Annotated in this window: 20 protein-coding genes and 2 pseudogenes; 18 read left to right on the plus strand and 4 right to left on the minus strand. The window is 30.8% G+C overall.

What is annotated here, in order from left to right; genetic code table 11:
* The first annotated feature begins 52 nt into the window (after nt 1-52).
* The 14 genes from CRIB_RS00550 to CRIB_RS00610 all read left to right on the plus strand — a co-directional run bounded on the left by CRIB_RS00550 (nt 53) and on the right by CRIB_RS00610 (nt 15,765).
* Nucleotides 53-3,592, plus strand: coding sequence for a DNA polymerase III subunit alpha (locus tag CRIB_RS00550; protein WP_180702651.1), 3,540 nt, complete (start codon nt 53-55; stop codon nt 3,590-3,592).
* 201 nt (nt 3,593-3,793) lie between these two features.
* Nucleotides 3,794-4,753: a 6-phosphofructokinase gene (pfkA, locus tag CRIB_RS00555; RefSeq protein WP_180702652.1), complete on the plus strand. Its 960-nt coding sequence runs from the start codon at nt 3,794-3,796 to the stop codon at nt 4,751-4,753.
* Between the two features lie 18 nt (nt 4,754-4,771).
* Complete coding sequence (pyk, locus tag CRIB_RS00560; protein WP_180702653.1) at nt 4,772-6,532, plus strand: pyruvate kinase; 1,761 nt, start codon at nt 4,772-4,774, stop codon at nt 6,530-6,532.
* Nucleotides 6,533-6,963: 431 nt separating this feature from the next.
* The gene (rlmD, locus tag CRIB_RS00565) at nt 6,964-8,328 is read left to right on the plus strand and encodes a 23S rRNA (uracil(1939)-C(5))-methyltransferase RlmD (protein WP_180702654.1); all 1,365 of its coding nucleotides are present in this window, start codon (nt 6,964-6,966) and stop codon (nt 8,326-8,328) included.
* Between the two features lie 458 nt (nt 8,329-8,786).
* Nucleotides 8,787-9,038 carry a hypothetical protein gene (locus CRIB_RS12555; protein ID WP_243633539.1) on the plus strand — a complete coding sequence of 84 codons (252 nt, stop codon included), beginning with the start codon at nt 8,787-8,789 and terminating at the stop codon, nt 9,036-9,038.
* 295 nt (nt 9,039-9,333) lie between these two features.
* Nucleotides 9,334-10,332 (plus strand): PD-(D/E)XK nuclease family protein, encoded by a 999-nt coding sequence (locus CRIB_RS00575; RefSeq protein WP_079764933.1) that lies wholly within the window; start codon nt 9,334-9,336, stop codon nt 10,330-10,332.
* A gap of 15 nt (nt 10,333-10,347) precedes the next feature.
* Nucleotides 10,348-11,202, plus strand: coding sequence for a nucleotidyltransferase domain-containing protein (locus CRIB_RS00580; protein ID WP_180702655.1), 855 nt, complete (start codon nt 10,348-10,350; stop codon nt 11,200-11,202).
* A complete protein-coding gene (locus tag CRIB_RS00585) occupies nt 11,199-11,939 on the plus strand; it encodes a class I SAM-dependent methyltransferase (RefSeq protein ID WP_032541185.1) in 741 nt (246 codons plus the stop codon). The genes CRIB_RS00580 and CRIB_RS00585 overlap by 4 nt, the downstream gene beginning before the upstream one ends.
* 37 nt (nt 11,940-11,976) lie before the next feature.
* Complete coding sequence (locus CRIB_RS00590) at nt 11,977-12,471, plus strand: HD domain-containing protein (RefSeq protein ID WP_180702656.1); 495 nt, start codon at nt 11,977-11,979, stop codon at nt 12,469-12,471.
* 94 nt (nt 12,472-12,565) lie between these two features.
* Complete coding sequence (locus CRIB_RS12560) at nt 12,566-12,703, plus strand: GrpB family protein (RefSeq protein WP_243633540.1); 138 nt, start codon at nt 12,566-12,568, stop codon at nt 12,701-12,703.
* Nucleotides 12,704-12,712: 9 nt separating this feature from the next.
* The gene (locus tag CRIB_RS00595) at nt 12,713-13,150 is read left to right on the plus strand and encodes a GrpB family protein (RefSeq protein ID WP_279386153.1); all 438 of its coding nucleotides are present in this window, start codon (nt 12,713-12,715) and stop codon (nt 13,148-13,150) included.
* Between the two features lie 44 nt (nt 13,151-13,194).
* Nucleotides 13,195-13,689 carry an AAA family ATPase gene (locus tag CRIB_RS00600; protein WP_074441034.1) on the plus strand — a complete coding sequence of 165 codons (495 nt, stop codon included), beginning with the start codon at nt 13,195-13,197 and terminating at the stop codon, nt 13,687-13,689.
* A gap of 636 nt (nt 13,690-14,325) precedes the next feature.
* Nucleotides 14,326-14,646, plus strand: a complete 321-nt coding sequence (locus CRIB_RS00605; protein ID WP_071119106.1) for a (2Fe-2S)-binding protein — start codon at nt 14,326-14,328, stop codon at nt 14,644-14,646.
* Nucleotides 14,647-14,829: 183 nt separating this feature from the next.
* Nucleotides 14,830-15,765 (plus strand): phosphoglycerate dehydrogenase, encoded by a 936-nt coding sequence (locus CRIB_RS00610; RefSeq protein ID WP_180702657.1) that lies wholly within the window; start codon nt 14,830-14,832, stop codon nt 15,763-15,765.
* 43 nt (nt 15,766-15,808) lie between these two features.
* Here the strand turns inward: CRIB_RS00610 and CRIB_RS00615 are convergent, their stop codons facing one another.
* From CRIB_RS00615 to CRIB_RS00630, 4 genes and pseudogenes are all read right to left on the minus strand, one after another.
* Nucleotides 15,809-17,158 carry an APC family permease gene (locus CRIB_RS00615; protein WP_180702658.1) on the minus strand — a complete coding sequence of 450 codons (1,350 nt, stop codon included), beginning with the start codon at nt 17,156-17,158 and terminating at the stop codon, nt 15,809-15,811.
* 427 nt (nt 17,159-17,585) lie between these two features.
* A pseudogene (locus CRIB_RS00620) lies at nt 17,586-17,843 on the minus strand (amino acid permease); the annotation flags it as partial.
* Nucleotides 17,844-18,260: 417 nt separating this feature from the next.
* Nucleotides 18,261-19,445, minus strand: a pseudogene (locus tag CRIB_RS00625) (APC family permease); the annotation flags it as partial.
* Between the two features lie 26 nt (nt 19,446-19,471).
* On the minus strand, nt 19,472-20,809 hold the full coding sequence (locus CRIB_RS00630; protein ID WP_180702660.1) for an APC family permease: 1,338 nt from the start codon (nt 20,807-20,809) through the stop codon (nt 19,472-19,474).
* Between the two features lie 300 nt (nt 20,810-21,109).
* Between CRIB_RS00630 and ligA the strand changes: the two genes are divergently transcribed.
* The 4 genes from ligA to tig all read left to right on the plus strand — a co-directional run bounded on the left by ligA (nt 21,110) and on the right by tig (nt 26,575).
* Entirely contained in the window at nt 21,110-23,131 is a 2,022-nt protein-coding gene (ligA, locus tag CRIB_RS00635) for an NAD-dependent DNA ligase LigA (protein ID WP_180702661.1), read from the plus strand.
* Between the two features lie 198 nt (nt 23,132-23,329).
* Nucleotides 23,330-24,679: a ribonuclease PH gene (gene rph, locus CRIB_RS00640; RefSeq protein WP_180702662.1), complete on the plus strand. Its 1,350-nt coding sequence runs from the start codon at nt 23,330-23,332 to the stop codon at nt 24,677-24,679.
* Entirely contained in the window at nt 24,679-25,149 is a 471-nt protein-coding gene (locus CRIB_RS00645) for a metallophosphoesterase (RefSeq protein WP_180702663.1), read from the plus strand. The genes rph and CRIB_RS00645 overlap by 1 nt, the downstream gene beginning before the upstream one ends.
* Nucleotides 25,150-25,288: 139 nt before the next feature.
* Nucleotides 25,289-26,575, plus strand: a complete 1,287-nt coding sequence (gene tig / locus CRIB_RS00650; protein WP_180702664.1) for a trigger factor — start codon at nt 25,289-25,291, stop codon at nt 26,573-26,575.
* Nucleotides 26,576-26,642 lie beyond the last annotated feature (67 nt).

A 26,642-nucleotide genomic window follows, 5' to 3' on the forward strand; every position in this document is an offset into this window, starting at 1 on the left:
AAGATAAGCAAATTTTATGGTAAAATTAAAGAATAATCCAGGAGGTGATAGGATGGGTAAAGATTTTGCACATCTTCATGTTCATACTGAATATAGCTTACTAGATGGTTTTTCCAGGGTAAAAAACCTTATAAGTAGAGCAAAAGAATTAAATATGAGTTCTGTTGCCATAACAGACCATGGATGTATGTTTGGTGTAATAGATTTTTATAAAGAAGCGAAAAAACAAGGAATAAAACCAATTATAGGTTGTGAAGTATATACAGCTCCACGTAGTTTAAGAGATAAAGATCCTAACTATGATAAAAAACAAGGACATTTAATTCTTCTAGCTAAAAATATGAATGGATATAAAAACTTAATTAAAATGGTATCTACTTCATATGTAGAAGGATTTTATTATAAGCCGAGGGTAGATATAGATGAACTTAAAAAATATAGTGATGGAATAATAGCATTATCTGCTTGTTTAGCAGGAGATATTTCTCAAGCTTTAATGGATAGGAATTATGACAAGGCTAAGAATATAGCATTACAATATAGAGATATATTTGGAGAAGAAAATTTTTATTTAGAAATACAGGATCACGGTTTACCAGAACAAAAGGAAGTTAATGCAGCGTTAGTAAAGTTATCGAAGGAAATAAATATACCTTTAGTTGCTACAAATGATATCCATTATGTAAATAAAGAAGATTCTAAAATACATGATGTCTTAATGTGTATACAAATGGGAAAAACGGTGAATGACCCTAATAGAATGAGATTTGGTAGTGATGAATTTTATTTGAAATCTAGAGAAGAAATGGAAAGTTTATTCCCATATGCACCAGAAGCTATAGATAATACTGTTAAGATCGCCAAAATGTGTAATATAGAATTTGATTTTAATACTATACATCTTCCGCAATATGATGTACCAGAAGGATATACTCCAGATACTTATCTAAGAGAGTTATGTTTTAAAGGTCTTGAAGAAAGATATGACAATCCTAGCCAAGAAATTATAGATAGACTTAACTATGAGCTAGGTGTAATTGAGAAGATGGGGTATGTAGAATATTTCTTAATAACTTGGGATTTCATAAACTTCTCGAAAGAAAACAATATAATGGTTGGACCTGGAAGGGGTAGTGCGGCAGGTTCTATAGTTTCATACACATTAAAAATAACGGATATAGACCCAATAAAGTATTCTCTTCTATTTGAGCGTTTTCTTAATCCTGAACGTGTATCTATGCCAGATATAGATATTGACTTCTGTTATGAAAGAAGAGAAGAAGTTATAGATTATGTTAAAAGAAAATATGGGGAAGATCATGTTGCTCAGATAATAACGTTTGGAACTATGGGAGCAAAGGCTGCTATAAGAGACGTAGGAAGAGTTTTAGATATACCATACAATAAAGTTGATAAAATAGCAAAAGAGATACCTTTTGCGCTTGGAATGACCATTGACAAAGCATTAGAAACTAATCCAACTTTAAGAGATTTATATCAACAAGATAGAGAAACTAGAGAAGTTATAGATATATCAAAGAGAATAGAAGGAATGCTAAGACATGCATCTACTCATGCAGCAGGTGTAGTTATATCTAAGAATCCAGTAGACGAATATGTTCCACTTTATAAACATCAAGATGCTATAACAACTCAGTTTACAATGACTACATTAGAAGAACTTGGGTTGTTAAAGATGGATTTCTTAGGACTTAGAACGCTTACAGTAATAAGAGATGCACTTAACTTAATAGAAAAGAATCATAATAGAAAAATAGATTTTTCAAAGATGGATTATGATGACCCAAAGGTATTTGAACTTTTATCTTCGGGAAATACACTAGGTGTATTCCAGTTAGAAAGTGCTGGAATGAGGGTATTCATGAAACAATTAAAGCCAGATAACTTTGAAGATATAGTAGCGGGAATATCTTTATATAGACCAGGTCCGATGGATTCTATACCAACTTACATTGAAAATAAAACTAATCCACAAAATGTAACATATTTACATGAAAAACTAAAACCTATAATGGAAGTTACTTATGGATGTTTAGTTTATCAAGAGCAAGTTATGCAGGTTGTTAGAGAATTAGGTGGATATACCTATGGACGTAGTGACTTAGTTAGAAGAGCTATGGGTAAGAAAAAGATGGACGTAATGGAAGAAGAAAGAAGATACTTTGTTTACGGAAAAGAAGATGAAAATGGAAATATAGAGATAGCTGGATGTATAAGAAATGGAGTACCAGAAGATATAGCTAATAAGATATTTGATGATATGATAGACTTTGCAAAGTATGCGTTTAACAAATCTCATGCTGCAGCATATGGTGTTTTGTCATACCAAACGGCATATTTAAAAGCATATTATCCAGTTGAATTTATGGCAGCTTTAATAACTAGTGTAATGGGCAATACAGATAAAGTTGTAGAATATATAAGAGAATGTAATGCCTTAGGGATAGAAGTATTAAAGCCAGATATAAATAAAAGTTTTTCTAAATTCTCAGTTGAAGGAAATAATATAAGATTTGGACTAGCAGCCGTTAAAAATGTTGGTGTAAATATTATAGAAAATATAATTAATGAAAGAAATCTTAATGGGGAATTTGTAGATTTCTCAGATTTAGCCAAAAGATTAGATTCAAAAGATACTAATAAGAGAGTTATAGAAAGTTTAATTAAATGTGGTGCTTTTGATGGAATAAGTGAAAATAGAGCTAGTTTAATGGCTGGATATGAAAATGTATTAGATAGTATATCAATGGATAGAAAGAAAAATGTACAAGGTCAAATATCATTATTTGATGCTTTTGGAGATAATGAAGAAAATACGTTACAAGAGACTAATACAATACCTAAATTGCCTGAATATCAAGAAAGAGAAAAACTTAGTTTAGAAAAAGAAGTTTTAGGGATGTATGTAAGTGGACATCCATTATCAGAATTTAAGGAAATTTTAATTAAGAATACATCAATAGATAATGGGAAATTAAATTCTCTAAAAGATGATGAAGAATCATATTTAAGCCTAGATGAAAGAGATGTAATAATGGGCGGTATGATAGCAAATAAAACAATAAAAACTACGAAACGTAATGATATAATGGCATTTTTAGACTTAGAAGATTTATATGGAAACATAGAAGTTATAATATTCCCTCAAACCTTAAAAAAATATAATCAAATTTTAAATGAAGATAGCATAATATTTATAAGAGGAGTATTAAATATAAAAGAAGGGGAAGAACCTAAGATAGTAGCAAGAGATATCGTAGATATAGATAATGTATATCAACTAAGTAAAGGAATATATAGTTCAAAAAAACATATTAATAGTACAGAAAACCATAGAAAAAACTCGAAAAATGGTTTATATTTAAAAGTAGATTCATATAGTAATGTAAAGGTAATGGATAATATATCTAATATATTAAAAAGATATCCAGGAGAAGAAAATATATTTTTATATGTAGAGGATACTAAAAAATTATATAAATATAATGATTTTAGTGTAACTATTTCTGATGAATTAATTATTGAACTAAATAATATACTTCCAGAAGGAAATATAAAGATAAGACAGTAGTAATGAAATAGAAAATTAGGATATTAAAATAAAAATTTTATTATATAATAAATATGAAAAAAATGTAAAAATTATGATATAATATTATAAAATAGATGTTTTAATAGACCTAATTTTTTTACTTATAATGGGATAAAAAAATACAATAGGGACTACAAATGTCCCTGTTATATTAATATATATAATATAGGAGGTAAAGCCATGAAAACTATAGGGATATTGACAAGTGGAGGAGATGCTCCAGGAATGAATGCAGCTATAAGAGCTGTTGTTAGATCAGCAATATACTATGGATGTAAGGTTTATGGTATCAACAGAGGATATAAAGGATTAATAGAAGAGGATATACAAGAAATGAATCTATCTTCTGTTGGTGATATTATACATAGAGGTGGAACAGTATTAAAATCTTCTAGATGCGAAGAGTTTAAAACTGAAGAAGGAAGAGCCATTGGAGTAAAAGTTTTAAAAAAATATGGTATTGATTGTCTAGTTGTTATAGGTGGGGATGGATCATTTAATGGTGCTCAGAAATTGAGTGAATTAGGATTTCCAGCTATAGGTATTCCAGGAACTATTGATAATGATTTAGCTTATACTGACTATACTATAGGATTTGATACAACTCAAAATACAATAATAGATGCTATAGGTAAAATAAGAGATACATCTTCTTCTCATGAGAGGGTTAACATAATCGAAGTAATGGGAAGACACTGTGGAGACTTAGCTTTATATGCTGGTCTTGCCGGGGGGGCAGAAACAGTAATAGTTCCAGAAGTAGACTTCAAAGTAGAAGATGTATGTAATAAATTAAAAACTACTCAAAAAAGAGGCAAAAGACACAGTATAATAGTGTTAGCTGAAGGTGTTGGAAATGCTCAAGACTTAGGAAAAGAAATAATAAAAGAGACTGGAGCAGACTTAAGGGTAACTGTACTTGGACACGTCCAAAGAGGTGGTAGCCCAACAGCATTTGATAGAATATTAGCAAGTAGAATGGGAGTAAGAGCAGTAGAACTATTATTAGATGGTAAAGCTGCTAGAGTAGTAGGTATAAGGGACAATAAAATAATAGATATGGATATACATGAAGCTTTATCAATGAATAAAACATTTGATAAAGATACTTATGAAATGGTAAAAATACTATCTATATAATTTAGGAGGAATATATATATGTTAAAAAACGCTAAGAGGACTAAAATAGTTTGTACATTAGGACCAGCATCAGAGAAAGAAGAAGTACTAACTGCATTAATTGAAAATGGATTAAATGTAACTAGAATGAACTTCTCTCATGGTTCACATGAAGAACATAAGGGAAGAATGGATTTGGTAAAGAAGATTAGAGAGAAGTTAAATAAGCCAGTGGCTATATTATTAGATACAAAAGGTCCAGAAATAAGAACTGGGAACTTTGATCAACCAGAAGTATTATTAGAAGAAGGTCAAAAATTTACTATAACAATGAATGATGTTATAGGAAATAAAGAAATATGTACAGTAAGCTATAAAGGGCTTGCAAACGATGTAGTTACTGGGGATACTATATTAATAGATGACGGTTTAGTTGGTCTTAGAGTTGAAGAAGTAAATGGTGATGACATACTTTGTGTAGTTGAAAACTCAGGAATAGTTAAAAATCACAAAGGTGTAAACGTACCAGGAGTAAAAATAAACTTACCTGCATTAACTGATAAAGATATAAGTGATATAGAATTTGGTATATCTCAAGGAATTGATTTTATAGCAGCATCATTCGTTAGAAAAGTTTCTGACGTATTAGCTATAAGAGAAGTTTTAGAGAGAAATAATGCAACAGATATACAAATAATATCTAAGATAGAAAATCAAGAAGGTGTAGATAATTTAGATGATATAATAGCTGTATCTGATGGTATAATGGTTGCTAGAGGGGACCTTGGAGTTGAAATACCAACAGAAGAAATACCTGTAGTTCAAAAGTTAATGATATCAAAGTGTAATAAAGCAGGAAAGCCAGTAATAACAGCTACTCAAATGTTAGATTCTATGATGAGAAATCCTAGACCAACGAGAGCTGAGGTTACAGACGTTGCTAATGCTATATATGATGGAACAGATGCAATAATGCTATCTGGAGAAACTGCTGCTGGTAAATATCCAGTAGAGGCTGTTAAGACGATGGCTACTATAGCTAAAAGAACTGAAGAAACATTAAATTATGATGATTTATTAGAAAAGAATGTTAGAAATAATTCAACTGTTACAGATGCTATAAGTCATGCTACTTGTACAACAGCAGTTGACCTAGATGCTTCTGCAATAATAACATCAACTTCATCAGGACACACAGCTAGAATGGTGTCTAAGTGTAGACCTAAGTGTCCAATAATAGCTACTACAAATGATGAAAAGGTAATGAGAAGACTTGCTCTTACTTGGGGTGTTTATCCAGTTAAAGCTGAAGTAGCAGGAAATACAGATGAGGTTATAGAGAACTCTATAGAAACATCTAAAAATGCAGGATACATAAATAATGGTGAATTAGTAGTTATAACTGCTGGAGTTCCAGTTGGAATAAGCGGAACTACAAACCTAATAAAAGTTCATGTTATAAGTGAAGAAATAGTAAAAGGTATAGGTGTAGGATCTAAAACTGTAGAAGGTAAAGTTCGTATTGTTAAAGGTGAAGAAGATTGCATAGACTTTAACGAAGGTGATATATTAGTTACAACTATGACTGATATAGAAATGAATCCTTATATAGAAAAGTGTGCAGCTATAATAACTGAAGAAGGTGGAATGACATCTCATGCAGCTATAGTAGGTATAAGCTTAAATAAACCAGTTATAGTATCTGCAACAAATATATTAGAATCTGTTAAAGATGGAGAAATAGTAACAGTAGATGCATCTAGAGGGGTAATATATAGAGGATCAACAAGAGTTTTATAAAAAATACAAATATGATTTAGTATTTTTAGAAAAACTTAGATTATACAAAAATTTTAAAATAATATAATTCTTTTAAGAATATTAAGTTAGTCACTAAGTTTATTCAATAAACTTAGTGACTATTTTACGCTTAAGGATATTATAATGCTTTAAAAGATGCGGATAACTTCTGAATATAACTAATATCAATAAACTGGTTTTAAGCGTAAAAAATTTTGAAATGTCTAGCCTATACAGTAGCTCAAAGAGTTGATTAAGTCATTAGCGACATGAGTGAGGTTAAATTTTTATAAAAATATATATTCGAATTAAAGCAAGTGTATATAACTATTAAAAGTAAAGATTTATTTATGTAAGGGCTTTAAAAGCGCTTATTTTTTTGGTAAAATAAAATATTGTATTAAAAAAATAAATGTACGGAGGACTAACCTATGTTATCAAAAAATAAGGAGTACGTTGTAGATATAGTTGATATAGGTCAAGGTGGAGTTGGAATAGGAAAATATGAAGGATTTACTGTTTTTGTAGAGGGCGGATTAATACAAGATAAAGTAAAAGTAAGAATAAGCAAGTCTAAAAAGAACTATGCAGTAGGAGATATAGTTGAAATACTTGAAAAGTCTCCATTTAGAGTTGATAGAATCTGTAGTGATGATTTAAAAGACTGCGGTGGATGTCAAATACAAGAATTAGATTACAATAAGCAACTTGAGTTAAAAACAAATGAGGTTAAGCAAGTTATATCTAGAATAGGAAAATTAGAAAATGTTGAAATACATGAAACTATAGGAATGCAAAGCCCTTGTAGGTATAGAAATAAGGCTCAATTTCCAATACAAAACATAAATGGTTCAACTGCTATAGGGTTTTACAAAAAAAAGAGTCACGATGTTATACCTACTGATATGTGCGTGATACAACATGATATAAATGATAAAATAATAAAGATAATAAAAACTTATATTCAAGCTTATAATGTAAGTATTTATAATGAGATGACTCATACAGGAGTTTTAAGACATTTAGTTACAAAGGTTGGTTTTACAACTAATGAGGTAATGGTAGTTTTAGTAGCTAATGGAACTAAATTACCACATCTAAATGAATTAGCTTCTGTATTACAAGAAAATATACCAGGATTTAAGACATTGGTTCTTAATATTAATAAGGATAAAACTAATGTGATATTAGGAAAAGAAAATAAAGTTATATATGGAAATGGAAAGATAAATGATTATATAGGAGATTTAGTATTTGAAATCTCTCCATTATCATTCTTCCAAGTTAATCCTGTTCAAACTGAAGTTTTATATAATAAAGCATTAGAATATGCAGAGTTAAAGGAAAATGATACTGTATTTGATATATACTGTGGAATAGGGTCAATATCTCTATTTTTAGCACAAAAAGCTACGAAGGTATATGGTATTGAAATAGTTGAAGATGCTATAAAAGACGCTAAAATTAATGCTAAATTAAACAACTTAAATAATGTGGAATTCTATGTTGGAAAAGCTGAAGAAGTCGTTCCTAAAATGTACAGTGAGGGAAAAACTGCAAATGTAGTTGTAGTAGATCCTCCTAGAAAAGGATGCGATGAAAAGGTATTAGATACGATAGTATCAATGAAACCAGATAGAGTAGTGTATGTTTCATGTAATCCATCTACTTTAGCTAGAGATTTAGCATACTTAGATGAAAGAGGATATAAGTGTGTAGAAATACAACCTGTAGATATGTTCCCTCATACAATGCACGTTGAGTGCTGCGCATTGATGTCAAGGGTTGAGAAGTAGGGGTATTCAAAACACTGATAATTAAAGGGTTTCCAGGAGTGAAGGATTTTCTGCCTGATGTCTGGCAGTGCCTTTTAACCTTGGGAATCCTTATTTTTGTTTATGAGGAAATAGGTCAACTGAAAAAATGTGTGTAGGGTTGAGTTGACAGATTAGATAAATTAACAGGGTTGAGGAGACAGGATAGATGGATAATCAGCTCAATTGGTTTATTTCGTAAAAGGATTTTCTATCATTAGTTATCCAGTTGTTCTGCTCATCCATACGTATGACAATTTTAGCAACATGGATAAGTGATCTATTATCATTGCGATGTAGTAAAGAATCTAACACCTTGCCGGAAATGCAGGGTGTTTTTCATATTACTTCTATGAGTCAATACAAATTAGTATATTAGTATTTATAAAATATAAATTAGTGGTATAATTTTCTATAGAGTAATAGCGGAGGTGTAAACTTTGAGTAAGAGCGTGACCTTTACAGTAGATGCAGATGTGTATGAAAAATTCTGCATCGCATTGAATTTAACAAATGAAACAAAAGATGATGCAGTGGAAAGTTGTATGCGTTGGTATATTGCAAAAACTTTTGAAAAGGCATCACAAGCCTATAACCCAAAAACTGTAGCAAAACAGAATGAAGATACAAACAAGGATTTTTACGGAAAAGCAAATCAACGAATCCCAGTATGGGCTATAAAGCCGAATTAATATAACCACAAAATCATTCGTGCTTATTTTAAGGCAGTGGCTGCCACAGGTCGTGCTACCATAAATATGATGGAGCGTTTATGCAGTGACGAAAACAACCCAGAACTGTATGTGCCCACTTTTAAGAATAATTACTCACAGATGAAGTTGGATGGACCTAAAAGTCACGGTAAAGTATTTGAGGATGACGGTGAAACGGTAACAATTTGGCACGAGGTAGAAGATACACTGATGAAATATAAATCGAGTTTTTGTAATTAAAAGGAGCAAAGAGTAAAGTAAAGGGGGTTTGACTTTGAATATAAACAAAATGAAAGATTTATCATATGATGAACTGCGTTCTTTATACAGAGAATTCTTATATAGCCAGAACATTTCAAAGTTAACAATCAATACTGCTTACACAGACACCTTCTACCTTTGGAGGAAAGGGAGCAAAGACCTGTTCTGGAATACAGTGACTGCTACTGATTTCGAGAATGAGGCGAAGAATTCCTTAATAAAGGCTCTTTCTGAGAATTCGACCGGCAATGTTAAATCACTTGTTAATAGTTACTTGTCTCATCTAAGAAGGTTCCGTTTACTCTTAGCTTCTGATGGAGCTGCCGAGCGATCAACGCCCAAGCATGAAAATACTGCTAATCGTACATATACTCGTAAGAAGAAAATGGATGTTGATGTTCCTGATCCATCAATTGAGCAGGTGGAGTTTTATCTTGCTAAGTGGGATGGCCTTGAGAACTACCACCTGCAGGAGGATGCACTTAATAAACTGTTCTTTGAGCTATGCCCGAAGAATACAGACATAATCGATGTTCTTTTGAAGGCATCAACGCTTAATGATTTTTATAGTACGAATATTTTCTCAATCTATCCAGTAGCTAAGCACATATGCGCTTTGGATATTGATGCGAGGCTTAAGGCTGGTGATGTTACTCTTGTTGGAGATATCCAGTATGTACCTATCGGTGATACAGAGAAGAGTTTTTACTCCTTTGCCACAAAGTATTGTAGCCATCACAATCCACTTGATTATCCGATTTATGACAGCTACGTCGATGAGGTACTTCGCTATTTTAGAAATCGTGATAGCTTCTCAGATTTCCAAGATGGTGATTTGAAAGACTATGTTAAATTCAAAGGTATACTGATTGATTTCCGTGCCTTCTATGGCTTGGATAAATTTAGCCTGAAGCAAATCGACCAGTATGTTTGGCAGCTCGGGAAGGATTACTTCCCGAAGAACTACGGAAAGAAAAAGAGAGGAGACAAGTATTTTGTCTTTAATCGATAAAAGGAGTGTGTTCGTATGGTAGATAATGTAATTCAAATAGTAACAGAGAAATTATCTTCTTTGCCTTGCATAGAAGGCATTGTATTAGGGGGCTCACGTGCAAGAGGCACCCATACAGAGGATTCTGATATAGATATCGGAATCTATTACAATTCAGAATCATTTGACCTGACAGCGATTAATCAAATTGCTACAGAATTGGATGATGAGAATAGAAACGACCTTGTTGTACCTCCCGGAGCGTGGGGTGATTGGGTTAATGGCGGCGGATGGTTAGTTATAAACGGGTATCATGTTGACTTGATTTTACGTGATATAAAACGGGTGGAACAAATAATCAAAGATACGGAGCAAGGAATTGTTACTGCCAATTATCAGACTGGGCACCCCCATGGTTATATAAGTGCTATGTATCGTGGAGAATTGGCGATCAGCAAGATACAATATGCTAAGAATGAAAGCTTATGCGAATTAAAAAATCAGGCAGAAATTTACCCTGGTGCTCTAAAGAAGAGCTTGATAAACTTTTTTATATTTGAAGCAGAGTTCTCTTTAATGTTTGTAAAAGCAAATGCGGGAGCAGAGGATAAATATTATATTGCAGGCCATGTTTTTCGTATTATTTCATGCTTAAATCAAGTACTATTTGCATGCAATAATGCTTATTGCATTAACGAAAAGAAAGCTATAAAACTGCTTGAAACTTTTGAATATAAACCTGAAAAATATGCCGAAAGGGTTAATCATATTTTTGAAGTACTCGGTCTTTCACTTTTTGAATGCTACGATATGACCGAGAAGCTTTATAAAGAAGTGAAAAAAATTGCAACGGAGATAAATAACTTTTTAAACGGAGGGGAATTCAGATGAAAGAAAACAAATATGATGATAATATATTTTTTCAAAAATACAGTCAAATGAGTCGCTCACAGCAGGGACTAGCCGGTGCAGGAGAATGGGAAACATTGAGAAAGCTGCTGCCGGATTTTAAAGATAAGCGTGTGCTTGATTTAGGATGCGGCTATGGATGGCACTGTATTTATGCGATGGAACACGGTGCTTCTTCTGTTGTAGGTGTTGATATTTCTCATAAAATGCTCGAGGTAGCCAAAGAAAAAACACATTTTCCACAGGTTGAATATAAATGCTGTGCTATAGAAGATGTGGAATTCCCAGAGGAGAGTTTTGATGTAATATTAAGTTCACTTGCGTTTCACTATGTAGCAGATTATGAGATTTTAGTAAAAAAGATATATAGAATACTGAAGTCTGGTGGTAAGCTAGTTTTTACGGTTGAACATCCTGTTTTTACTGCCTATGGAACACAAGACTGGCATTATAACGAAAAAGGAGAAATACTGCATTTTCCGGTGGATAATTATTATTATGAGGGCAAACGGACAGCTGTGTTTTTGGGAGAAAAGGTTACAAAATATCATAGAACACTGACCACATATCTAAATACACTGCTTTCAAATGGTTTTATAATAAATCAGATTGTGGAGCCGCAGCCGCCGGAAAACATGATGGATATTCCGGGGATGCAGGATGAAATGCGCCGTCCCATGATGCTGATTGTATCGGCGAACAAAAAAGTGGATAGATAGAACTAAAACACCTATAAGGTATAAATGGGGGTAATTTATGTTTAAAGAAAAAATTATTATAGAGATGAAAGAAGTATTCAAAGAAATTCCTTTTGGCATAGAGCATACTCTCAAAGTTTTGAAAAATGCAGAAGATATAATGAAAGGAGAAAATATCGGAGAGGAAGAAAAAGAATTCATTAGTATTATTGCTATACTACATGATATTGGTGCGGTTGAAGCACAAAAAAAATACGGTTCTATTGATGGTGTCTATCAAGAAAAGGAAGGACCAGCAGTAGCGAAAGAAATATTAAAAAAGGTAGGCTATAACAAAAATATTGATAGAATATGCTTTATAATAGGCAACCATCATACTCCAGCTAAAATTGATGGACTTGATTTTCAAATACAATGGGAAGCTGATTTGCTTGAAAATTTAACGGTTATGGATAAAGAAAAAGAACAGGAAAAGATAAAAAAGTGTATAGATGAAAACTTTAAAACAAACACAGGAAAAAGGATAGCTTATAATCGCTTTATTTTAGATTAGTGGTAGATTATTACAGTTATATATTTTATATCGCAAAGAAAAAATAGTAGTTAAGTTTAACCCTAGATAATAAGCAGCAAAGGAGTGCGATAAGATGATATCTAATAATACCTCCATGCCTACAACGGATGATGAGTTGCAAAAGAATACGGTTGGTGAGCTTAAGCCGCACAATGCACCGATCACTCTTGTTGAATACGATTCAAGTTGGCCTGAATTGTTTGAGCAGTAATCGAACCGGATTCATTCAGTACTCGGCAGCAAAGCGTTGCAAATAGAACATGTGGGCTCAACCTCGGTTCCTGGGCTTTGTGCAAAGCCAATCATCGATATACTGTTGGTTGTTAAGGATTCTGCTGATGAGTCATCCTACGTTCCAGTGTTGGAAGCGGCCGGATATGTGCTACAGATTCGAGAACCTGACTGGTTTGAGCATCGTTTGTTTAAAGGACCGGATACTGATATTAATCTGCATGTGTTCAGTTTGGGCACATCAGAGATTGATAGAATGTTACGCTTCCGTGATTGGTTGCGGACTAATGATACTGATCGGGACAAATATGCACAAGTCAAACGAAGCTTGGCAAAGAATAAATGGAGGCATGTCCAGCACTATGCGAATGCTAAAACATCAATAGTACAGGAAATCATGAAAAGAGCGAATGGTAATAATGCTTAAGGAGAGTGTCATGTTTTCTTGGTTTGTTATAGGAGGTTATATCAATGAAAAATACAGTAGATAATTTGTCAAAAAGTAAAGTTATTTTAATGTGCGGCCCTGCGGGAGCAGGTAAATCAACACTAGCAAAAAAATTTGAAAGTACTGGGATGACAATACTATCTTATGATGAAGAATCATTCAAACGAGGTTTGAAAGAACATCCTTTACCTCAGGAGGTTTTAGAAGATATTAAAACCTATCTTGATGAAAAACTAATTTCACTTATCATGCAAAACATTGATATTGTTCTCGATTATTCATTTTGGTCTAGAGAAATGAGAAATGAATATATTTCATTATTAAAGAAATACGACATAGAACCCAAAATCTATTATATAAAGACACCTAAGGAAGTTGTTATGGAACGTATTCGAAAAAGAAACGGAAATCATCAAAATGATATCATATTGACGGAGCAAACAGCTTCCACTTATTATGATCATTTTCAACCCCCAACTGCTGAAGAAGGTGAAGTTATAGTAGTCGAGGGATATTAATATTGTGGTTTTAGGCATGGAAATTGTACTAGATGATAAGTTTTGTCAAATTTTTTGAAAGATATACTTCCAACAAGGGGATACCAGCTTCAGGTGATATCATTATTGTCATCTCAGAGCAGGGGGTAGTATTGATTCAGCCGGAAGAATAAGTGGCGATGCAATGAAGACGATGAATGCATTATTGAAATTGCAGGAAAAGAACTTACTGAAATACGTTATGTTTATTCTTTTGACAACTCTACTCAATCATGATTATGCAATTAGACACGTTATTTTTTATCATGAATGGATATGTTCCCGTCTACCGATAGTGCTAAAAACGCAGTGGATATGTTTCCGAGAACGAACATACTCAAATGACATTCATTCTGTCCTCTCAAGCCATGTTGAGACTGTAGCTAAACTAAGAAGAATATAATTAATATAAGAACCAACTTAACTATTGAGTTTAATAGTTAAGTTGGTTTTTAGATATATTTTATATAAGTAAACACTTAATATAATAAAACTTTTAATAATTTAATATCTTAATAAATATTATGGTACTAAAGTATAATTAAAAAGTTTCAAAGATTGAAAAATATGGTATATTTATATATGCTACAAAATACTAAATAACAAGGAGATTATAAAATGGCTGGAGATAAAATAATTTGTCATTGTAAACAAGTAAGTTACATAGATATAAGAAAGGCAATGATAGCAGGTGCTCGTACAGTACAAGAAATAAAAGATATGACTGGAGCAGCTACTGGATGTGGAAGATGTGTAGGAGAAATAGAAAAAATATTAGCATCAGTATGTGGATGTAAGGGAGTTTCTCTTGAAGATGTAGTAAATGCAGTTAAAAATGGTGCAGAAACTACAGAAAAAGTTGCTGAAATAACAGGAGCAGGTTCAGCTTGTGGAAGATGTAAAGCTCTTGTTCAAAATGTAATAGATATAAAAAGATAGTATTTAATCTAAACAATTGGATAAAATACTATTAAATAAATGTATCTTACACCTCAGATTAATATCATCATAGTTTGCATACATTTATCTTAAATAGATTAAGTCCTTCAATTTTGAAGGACTTTTTACTTTTATAGTAATAATAGCATTATTAAAAATATATTCTTATATAGGGGTGAAATTATGAAGATTTTATTTACTGAAAATTATGGAAAAGAAAAGTTTGATAAAATAAAGGCATTGGGATATGAAATTATATATTGCAATGAGAATATTGTAACCAATAATGAGGATGTAGACGATGCAGATATACTAGTTACATATAATCCATTTAAGAATTTAGATATAAATAAAATGAATAATTTAAAATATATACAGATAACTAGTATAGGAATAGATCATATACCTATAGATAAAATTTTAAATAGAGATATTTTGATTGCTAATAATAAGGGGAGTTACAGTGCACCAATAGGTGAATGTATAGTTATGTATATACTAGAGATATATAAAAATAGTAAAAGGTTCCATGAGCAACAATTAAATAAAGAATGGAAACAAAATTTTTCTATAAGTGAATTACGCAATAAGAAAATTGGATTTATAGGAACAGGAACATTAGCTACAGAAGCTGCAAAAAGGCTACAAGGATTTGATGTTGAAATATGGGGAGTTAATACAACCGGTCACAATAAAGAATATTTTGATAAATGCTTTGAAAATGATGAAATGGATGAAGTATTTAAAACTTGTGATGTAGTTGTAGTTACAATACCGGCAACAAAAGAAACATTAGGTATTATAAATAAAGATAAATTTGAACTTATGAAGAATGGCTCTGTATTTATAAATGTTGGAAGAGGTAATATTATTAACGAAGAAGATTTAATAAGATATATAAATAAGTTTAGGGGAGTTGCCTTAGATGTATTTGAAAATGAGCCATTAGATAAAAATAGTATGCTATGGGAATTTGATAATGTAATTATAACTCCTCACAATTCATGGGTATCTGATAACAATGAAGAAAGAACTTTTAATATGATTTATAATAATCTAAAAAATTATATTGAGAATAAGCCTTTGAATAATTTAATAGACATATCTAAAGGATATTAAATAAAAAAACTACTCACTTTTGTGAGTAGTTTTTTTATTTATATTAAGCAGCTTTATCTATTCCATCTTTAGAATCAGCATACTTCTTAGTCATGTAAGAATAAACAGGTAAACCTATAAGAGTTACGATAACTCCTCCTACAGACATCATTGTACTCTTAGCACCGGCGAAGAATAATTGGTTTAATACAACGAATAATCCACTAAATATAGCTATTAATGGAACTATAGGATATAGAGGCACCTTGTATGGTCTGTGTAAGTTTGGATGAGTTTTTCTAAGTTTCATAACACCTATGAATGTTAAAACATAGAAAGACCAAACAGCAAACATTGATAAATCACTTAATAAGTTAAATTGTCCTGATAATGCATATAAAGCTGCTAATACAGACATTAATAATGTTGCGTTAGCTGGAACACCATTTTTATTTAATTTACCAAATGATACTGGTATAGATTTTTGTTGTCCTAATGTATAAATTATTCTTGGTCCAGTTAATAGGTATCCATTTATACATCCGAATACAGATATTAATATACCAATAGTTATTATTTTACCACCTATTGGTCCAAATAATTCAGTTGCAACAACTGAAGCAGGAGAAGCATATTGAGCTAATTCGTTAGCTGGTAATACCCAAAGATAAGCTAAGTTTATAACTACATATACTGCCATAACTAAAGATAAACCACCAACTATTGCTTTCGGTAAATCTTTTCCTGGATCCTTCATTTCACCAGCTATAGCACCAACATTTATCCATCCATCGTAAGCGAATAATATAGCAACTAATAATTGGCCGATTACTCCCGTAGGGCTTATACCTTCAGCAACTAAAGGTTGTACTACAGGATTATCTCCTCCACCTTTTATAAATCCAAATACTATTATTAATATAAGAGGGATTAATTTACATATTGTTGATACAGTTTGTATTGCACCACTTGTTTTAGAACCAAAAGTATTTAATACACCTATTAATAATATAACTCCTACTGTCATAGGTATTACTAAAGATTCATTACCTAATAATATAGCAGCTTGTTGACCAAACATAACTGATATAGCAGCTATTGTAGCTGGGAAGAATAATACAGATTGCATCCATCCAGTTAAGAAACCAAGTTTTTTACCGTATATTTCTTCTATATATACCATCATTCCACCTGTTTTAGGTATTGCAGCTGATACTTCTGCTGCAGTAAGTCCAGCAGTTATTGTCATGATACCTGCTAAAACCCATGCTATCATTCCAAGTCCTGGTGCTCCACCAGTTATTTCATAAACTGCTTGTGGTTTAAAAAATACTCCACCACCTATAACCATACCAACAACTGTTGATAAAGCAGCAGCAGCACCTAAGTTTTTTTGAAGTTGTTTATTCTCCATTTATTTAGATTCCTTTCTTTTGTTAAATTTTTATATTTATAAGTATATTATCTATTATAACGCTTTCATGAAAAAATTCAACGTTTTTTCTTCTTTTTACGACAAAAAATACGATATTAAATTCAATATTAAAATAAATTAAATAGAATTTGCTTAAAATAAGCATTTTAAATACTTTAGTATAAAATAAATGTAAAAAATTCCATAATTTTAAATATATAATAATATGCTAAAAATATAATTAATATTAAAAGATATTTTTTGCATATTATAAGTATCTAATAAAAGTATAGATAGAAGTTATAATATTATTTGTAATAATTTTAAAATTATGCATAAAATAGAACATTTCTAAAGAATATTGCTTAATATAAATAAAAAAACTACTCACTTAAGTGAGTAGTTTTTTTATTTATATTAAGCANTTACCGTATATTTCTTCTATATATACCATCATTCCACCTGTTTTAGGTATTGCAGCTGATACTTCTGCTGCAGTAAGTCCAGCAGTTATTGTCATTATACCTGCTAAAACCCATGCTAACATTCCAAGTCCTGGCGCACCACCAGTTATTTCATAAACAGCTTGAGGTTTAAAGAATACTCCACCACCTATAACCATACCAACAACTGTTGATAAAGCAGCAGCAGCACCTAAGTTTTTTTGAAGTTGTTTATTCTCCATTTATTTAGATTCCTTTCTTTTGTTAAATTTTTATATTTATAAGTATATTATCTATTATAACGCTTTCATGAAAAAATTCAACGTTTTTTCTTCTTTTTACGACAAAAAATACGATATTAAATTCAATATTAAAATAAATTAAATAGAATTTGCTTAAAATAAGCATTTTAAATACTTTAGTATAAAATAAATGTAAAAAATTCCATAATTTTAAATATATAATAATATGCTAAAAATATAATTAATATTAAAAGATATTTTTTGCATATTATAAGTATCTAATAAAAGTATAGATAGAAGTTATAATATTATTTGTAATAATTTTAAAATTATGCATAAAATAGAACATTTCTAAAGAATATTGCTTAATATAAATAAAAAAACTACTCACTTAAGTGAGTAGTTTTTTTATTTATATTAAGCAGCTTTTTTTGCTTCTTCTTTATTTTTATTCATATAAGAGTAAACTGGTAAACCTATAAGAGTTATAACTAATCCTCCTAAAGCGATCATAGTATTAGTTATTCCAGATAAGAATAATTGGTTTACTACAACAAATCCCCCAGCCGCTATAGCTATTATTGGAACTATAGGGTATAGAGGTACCTTGTATGGTCTGTGTAAGTTTGGTTGATCTTTTCTAAGTTTTATAACACCTATGAATGTTAATGTATAGAATGCCCAAACTGCGAATACAGCTAAGTCAGTTAATAAGTTAAATTGTCCTGATAATGCATATAAGCATGATAATATTGCCATTGTGAATGTTGCATTAGTTGGAACTCCATTTTTACTTAATTTACCTAATGCTGCAGGTAAATTCTTTTGTTCACCTAAAGTGTAAACTATTCTTGGTCCAGTTAATAAGTATCCATTAAGAGCACCAAATACAGATATTAATATACCTACAGTTATAAATTTACCACCCATTGGTCCAAATAATTGCTCAGCAACTGCTGAAGCAGGAGAAGAGTATTGAGCTAATTGATCAGCTGGTAATACCCAAAGGTAAGCTAAGTTTATAACTACATATACTGCCATAACTAAAGATAAACCACCAACTATTGCTTTTGGTAAATCTTTTCCTGGATCCTTCATTTCACCAGCTAAAGCACCAACGTTTATCCATCCATCGTAAGCAAATAATATAGCAACTAATAATTGTCCGATTACTCCCATAGGGCTTATACCTTCAGCAACCATAGGTTGTACTATAGGGTTATTTCCTTGACCTTTTATAAATCCAAATATCATTATTAGTATAAGAGGAAGTAATTTACCTACTGTTGATATAGTTTGTATTAAACCACTAGTTTTAGAACCAAGAGTATTTAACACAGATATTAATAATATGATTCCTAATGCAATAGGCATTGATAAAGATTCATTACCTAATAATCCAGCAGATTGTTGTCCGAACATAACTGCTAAAGCAGCTATTGTAGCTGGGAAGAATAATACTGATTGCATCCATCCAGTTAAGAAACCAAGTTTTTTACCGTATATTTCTTCTATATATACCATCATTCCACCTGTTTTAGGTATTGCAGCTGATACTTCTGCTGCAGTAAGNTGCTTAATATAAATAAAAAAACTACTCACTTAAGTGAGTAGTTTTTTTATTTATATTAAGCAGCTTTTTTTGCTTCTTCTTTATTTTTATTCATATAAGAGTAAACTGGTAAACCTATAAGAGTTATAACTAATCCTCCTAAAGCGATCATAGTATTAGTTATTCCAGATAAGAATAATTGGTTTACTACAACAAATACACCAGCCGCTATAGCTATTATTGGAACTATAGGGTATAGAGGTACCTTGTATGGTCTGTGTAAGTTTGGTTGATCTTTTCTAAGTTTTATAACACCTATGAATGTTAATGTATAGAATGCCCAAACTGCGAATACAGCTAAGTCAGTTAATAAGTTAAATTGTCCTGATAATGCATATAAGCATGATAATATTGCCATTGTGAATGTTGCATTAGTTGGAACTCCATTTTTACTTAATTTACCTAATGCTGCAGGTAAATTCTTTTGTTCACCTAAAGTGTAAACTATTCTTGGTCCAGTTAATAAGTATCCATTAAGAGCACCAAATACAGATATTAATATACCTACAGTTATAAATTTACCACCCATTGGTCCAAATAATTGCTCAGCAACTGCTGAAGCAGGAGAAGAGTATTGAGCTAATTGATCAGCTGGTAATACCCAAAGGTAAGCTAAGTTTATAACTACATATACTGCCATAACTAAAGATAAACCACCAACTATTGCTTTTGGTAAATCTTTTCCTGGATCCTTCATTTCACCAGCTAAAGCACCAACGTTTATCCATCCATCGTAAGCAAATAATATAGCAACTAATAATTGTCCGATTACTCCCATAGGGCTTATACCTTCAGCAACCATAGGTTGTACTATAGGGTTATTTCCTTGACCTTTTATAAATCCAAATATCATTATTAGTATAAGAGGAAGTAATTTACCTACTGTTGATATAGTTTGTATTAAACCACTAGTTTTAGAACCAAGAGTATTTAACACAGATATTAATAATATGATTCCTAATGCAATAGGCATTGATAAAGATTCATTACCTAATAATCCAGCAGATTGTTGTCCGAACATAACTGCTAAAGCAGCTATTGTAGCTGGGAAGAATAATACTGATTGCATCCATCCAGTTAAGAAACCAAGTTTTTTACCGTATATTTCTTCTATATATACCATCATTCCACCTGTTTTAGGTATTGCAGCTGATACTTCTGCTGCAGTAAGCCCAGCAGCTATTGTTATTATACCTGCTAAAACCCACATTAACATTCCAAGTCCTGGTGCACCACCAGTTAAAGTGTAAACAGCTTGAGGTTTAAAGAATACTCCACCGCCTATAACCATACCAACAACTGTTGATAAAGCAGCGGCAGCACCTAAGCTTTTTTGAAGTTGTTTGTTCTCCATTTTTTGATTCCTTTCTTGGTTAAATTTTTATTTTTTATAATCACATTAACTATTATAACGGTTTCCAGATAAAATTCAATACTTTTTTTCTGCTTTTAGCGACAAAAAAAAACATAAACAAAACGTTTTAGTAAATAAAAATAAGCCAAAGTAGCTTTTAACTTATATTTTAAAAATTTTTAAGATAAGTAGATGTAAAAAATTTCTACAAATCTAAACCTAGAATGATATACTAAAAAATATAATAAAGTAATAAAATGGCAATACTAAAAGAGATCTATAATTATGAGGTGATATAATATGAATGTAGAAAAAATAATCAATGAATTAATAGATAAAATAAATTATCATAATGAAAAATATTACAATGAAGATAGTCCAGAGATATCAGATATAGAATATGATAATTTAGTAAAAGAGTTGATTAAATTAGAGGAAGAAAATCCACAATTTAAGAGGATTGATTCTCCAACTAATAGAGTTGGTGGAAAGGCACTAGAAAAATTTAACCAAATAACACATAAAATACCAATGTTGAGTTTATCTAATGCATATTCATATTCAGACTTAAAAGACTTTGATAAAAGAGTAAGAGATATGGTAAATGAAGATATTGAATATGTAGTTGAATTTAAGATAGATGGTTTATCAGTGGGTATTACATATGATAATGGAGAGTTTCAATATGGAGCAACTAGGGGAAATGGAGTTATAGGAGAGGATATATCTAAAAATCTAATGACTATTAAAAACATACCTCTAAAAATAAATGATAATGATGAGATAGTTGTAAGGGGAGAAGTATACATATCTAAAGAAGATTTTAAAAAGGTAAATGAGCAACAATCAGAACAAGATCTTCAAGGATTTGCAAATCCACGAAATTTAGCAGCAGGATCTCTTAGACAGCTAGATCCAAAATTAACAGCTAAAAGACCATTAGACATATTTATATTTAACTTAGAGTACTCACAAAACAATCAATTTAAAAGTCATAGTGAGTCTTTAGAATTTTTAAGTAAATTAGGATTTTCTGTGAGTCCAAATTATAAAGTATGTAAAAATATAGATGAAGTAATTGAACACATTAAATATTGGACAGAAAATAGAGAAAACTTAGAATTTGAAATAGATGGAATGGTAATAAAAGTAAATAGTTTAAAGCAAAGAGAATCTATGGGATACACAGCAAAAAGTCCAAGATGGGCTATTGCATACAAATTCCCGGCAGAAAAGAAAAAAACAAAAATAATAGATATAATAGTAGAAGTAGGAAGAACAGGTACTATAACTCCTACAGCCGTTTTAGAACCTGTTAGACTAGCTGGAACAAGTGTAAGCAGAGCGACATTACACAATGAAGATTATATAAAAGAAAAAGATATAAAAATTAATGATACAGTATTAGTTCAAAAGGCAGGAGATATAATTCCTCAAGTACTAGAAGTAATAAAAGAAGAGCGTACAGGTGAAGAAGTAGAATTTAATATGCCAGATAAATGCCCAGTTTGCTCAGAGCCAACAGTAAGATTAGAAGGAGAATCTGCTGTAAAATGTATAAATATATCTTGTCCAGCTCAAATAAGAAGAGGAATAATACACTTTGCATCTAGAGATGCTATGAACATAGATGGACTAGGAGAATCTATAATAAGTTTATTATTAAATGAAAATATAATAAATGATATATCAGATCTATATAAAATTAGAAAAGAAGATGTGGTAAACTTAGAAAGAATGGGTGAAAAATCAGCTACTAATCTTATAAATGCAATCAATAAATCAAAAGAAAATGATTTATGGAGATTAATTAATGGGTTGGGTATTAAATTTATAGGAACAAAGGGAGCAAAAATACTTGCTAATAGTTATAAAGATTTAGATAAAATAATGAATACTACAGCAAGTGAACTTGTAAATCTAGAAGAGTTTGGTGAGACTATGGCAAATAGTGTAGTTGAATTCTTTAAAGAAGATAAAAATATAAAAGTAGTAGATAAATTAAAAGAATATGGACTAAATACTAAAGTTATAGAAAATGAAAATAATGATATAAATAAAGTATTTGAAGGAATGAAAATTGTTTTAACAGGTACTCTTCCTACTTTAAAAAGAAATGATGCAAAAGAAATGATAGAGTCAAGAGGAGGAAAGTCAACATCAAGTGTAAGTAAGTCAACAACTTTCGTATTAGCTGGAGAAGAAGCAGGATCAAAGCTTACAAAAGCTAATGAATTAGGTATAAAGGTGATAGATGAAGATACATTTATAGAACTTTGTAAATTATCATCTAAAGAAGACGTAGAAAGTAGATTAAAATAGTATTTAGAAAATATATAGAATATAGACTCAAAATATTAAGAATATTAAATATATATCTAGATGCTTAAATATGGAAAAATCCTAACTACTTATGATAATATTATAACTATAAATATAAATTAAAATTATAAAGTAGTTATAAAAATATATAAATTTAATATATAAAAGTATTAGATAGATTTAAGTGAGGTATTATAAATGGCAAGAATTGATAACAGAAAGAATGACCAAATTAGAGATATAAAAATTACTAGAAATTATACAAAGTATGCAGAAGGGTCTGTGCTTATAGAGATGGGATCAACAAAAGTTATATGTACAGCATCTATTGAAGATAAGGTACCTCCGTTTTTAAGAAATACAGGAACTGGTTGGATAAATGCTGAGTATTCGATGCTTCCAAGATCAACGCATCAAAGGAAGGTAAGAGAATCATCAAGAGGAAAAGTTGATGGTAGAACACAAGAAATACAAAGATTAATAGGTAGAGCAATAAGATCTGTAGTAGATTTAACTAAAATAGGGGAAAGAACTATATGGGTCGACTGTGATGTAATACAGGCCGACGGAGGAACTAGAACTGCATCTATAACAGGAGCTTTTGTAGCGGTAGTAGATGCTATAAATAAGTTATATAAATCAAAAGCAATAAAGCATATGCCAATAACAAATTTTGTATCAGCTATAAGTGTTGGTATAGTTGAAAAAGAACATTTACTAGACTTATGCTATGAGGAAGACTCAAATGCACAAGTAGATATGAACGTAATCATGACTGATAAAGGTGAATTTGTTGAAGTTCAAGGTACAGGAGAAGAAAGACCATTTTCTAGAGAAGATTTAAATAAACTATTAGAGCTTGGAGAAAAAGGAAATAAAGAATTAATAAAAGCTCAAAGAGAAGCTTTAGGTGAGATTGCAGATGAAATACTTGGAGTAGAATATGGTGATGAAATTGTTATAGCTACTAATAATGCTCATAAATTAGAAGAAATAGGGGATATACTTAATGATTTAGATTATAAAATATACTCTTTAAACGATGTAAATTTAGGTGGAATTGAAATTGTTGAAGATGGAAAAACTTTTGAGCATAATGCTTTAATAAAGGCTAGAACTATAGCTAAGAAGACTAAAATGATAGCTATATCTGACGATTCAGGTTTAGAGGTTGATGCTATAGGAAAAAAACCAGGAATATATTCAGCTAGATTTGCTGGAGAGAATGCTACTGATGAAGAAAATAGAGAAAAATTAATTAAATCTTTAAAAAATATACCAATGAGCCAAAGAAGTGCAAGATTCGTATCTGCCATAGCAGTTGTTTTCCCTGATGGAAAAGAATTTGTAGTAAGAGGAACTTGTGAAGGTCATATAGGATTTGAGGAAAAAGGTAAAAATGGATTTGGATATGATTCATTATTTATAGTTGATGGATATAATAAGACATTTGCAGAGATACCATCTTCAGTTAAAAATGCTATAAGCCATAGAGCTAATGCTTTAAAACTTATGAAGATTGAGTTCAAAAAAAGGGTAGCTAAGTAATGAAGATAGGTATATTAAGTGATACACATATGATTAAGGATTGTATTGACAAGACGATACCATACTTAAAAGAGTGCGATTTAATAATTCATGCAGGTGATAATTTTTCGGACTCTAAGTATATACATAATATGACTAAAGTTGGAATTATGGCAGTAAAAGGTAATTGTGATTTTGATAACGTAGAAGATGAACTTATATTTGATGTAGAAGATAAAGTAATATTTTTATGTCATGGTGATAAATATAATGTAAAGTATGGACTTGATGAAATAGAAGCTAAGGCTAAAAGCATAGACGCTGATATTGTTATATTTGGTCATACACATACTCCATTAAACCTTAAGAAAGATAATATTATATATATAAACCCTGGAAGTGTATCTTTACCAAGGGGAGTGGATTATAAAAGTTTTTCTATAATTAACCTTGAAAATAATAATATAAGAATAGAGCAAATAAGATTATAGGAAGTATTGAATTGTCTATGTTTATGAAATTTACCCAGTACTTGTAAATAAAAAAACTTATATGATATAATATGTGCTATAATTAAAGAGTTAAACTATATAAATCATTACATAACAACAATATAGGAGGAATAAACTAATGAAAGCAGAATTAGTAAAAAAAGAAGGTAACAAGGTTACTTTAAAAATAACTGTAGATAATAATAAATTTGAAGAAGCAGTAAATAAAGCATACAATAAAACTAAAGGTAAATATAATATACCAGGATTCAGAAAAGGTAAAGCTCCAAAAGTAGTTATAGAAACTCAATATGGAAAGGGAGTATTCTACAACGATGCTATAGATATGTTATTCCCAGAAGTATATCCAGAGGCTATAAAAGAATTAAACATAGATCCAATAGATAGACCAGACTTAGACATAGAAGAAATAAGCAAAGATAACGGATTAGTTATGGTTGTAAATGTTGAAGTTAAGCCAGAATTCGAATTAGGAGCTTACAAAGGTATAGAAATATCTAAAGTAGACAATACTGTAAGTGAAGAAGATGTAGAAGCAAGATTAAACGAAATGGTAAACAGAAATGCTAGATTAACATCTGTTGAAGGTAAAGCTTTAGAAAATGGAGATACAGCTGTTATAGACTTCGAAGGATTTGAAAATGGAGTAGCTTTCGAAGGTGGAAAAGGTGAAAACTACAACTTAGTTATAGGTTCAAATACTTTCATACCAGGATTTGAAGATCAATTAGTTGGTAAAAAAGCAGGAGAAGAAGTAGAAGTTAACGTTACTTTCCCAGAAACTTACCATGCAGAAAACTTAGCTGGAAAGCCAGTAGTATTCAATGTTAAAGTAAATGATGTAAAGGTTAAAGAAGTTCCAGCTTTAGATGATGAATTCGCTAAAGATACTACTGAATTCGAAACTTTAGCAGAGTTAAGAGCTGACGTAAAAACTAAGTTAGAAGAGCAAGCTAAAAATGCAGCAGATGCTGAAATGAGAAATGCTTTAGTTGAAAAAGTTTCTGCAAATACAGAAGTAGAAGTACCAGAAGCTATGGTTCAACATCAAATAGATAATATGTTAATGGAACTTAACTACCAATTACAATACCAAGGATTAAACTTACAACAGTTATTAGAAATGACTGGAAGAGGTTTAGAAGAGTTAAGAGAAGAAAGAAGAGCAGATGCAGAAAGATTAGTTAAGTCTTCTTTAATATTAGAAGCTATAGCTGAAAAAGAAAATGTAGAAGCAAATGATGCAGATATAGATGCTGAATTAGAAAAAATGGCTGCTATGTACAATATGGAAGTTGAAAAAATAAAATCTTCATTAAGAGAAACTGATATAGAAGATATAAAAGGTCAAATAAAAATAAGAAAAACACTAGACTTATTAGTTGAAAATGCAACAATAGCTTAATATTACAGTAGCCTTTTAGGCTACTGTAAATTATATATAGAATAAATAAGATATTTAGGGGGTATAG

This window comes from Romboutsia ilealis, from assembly GCF_900015215.1.
Classification (GTDB): domain Bacteria; phylum Bacillota; class Clostridia; order Peptostreptococcales; family Peptostreptococcaceae; genus Romboutsia; species Romboutsia ilealis.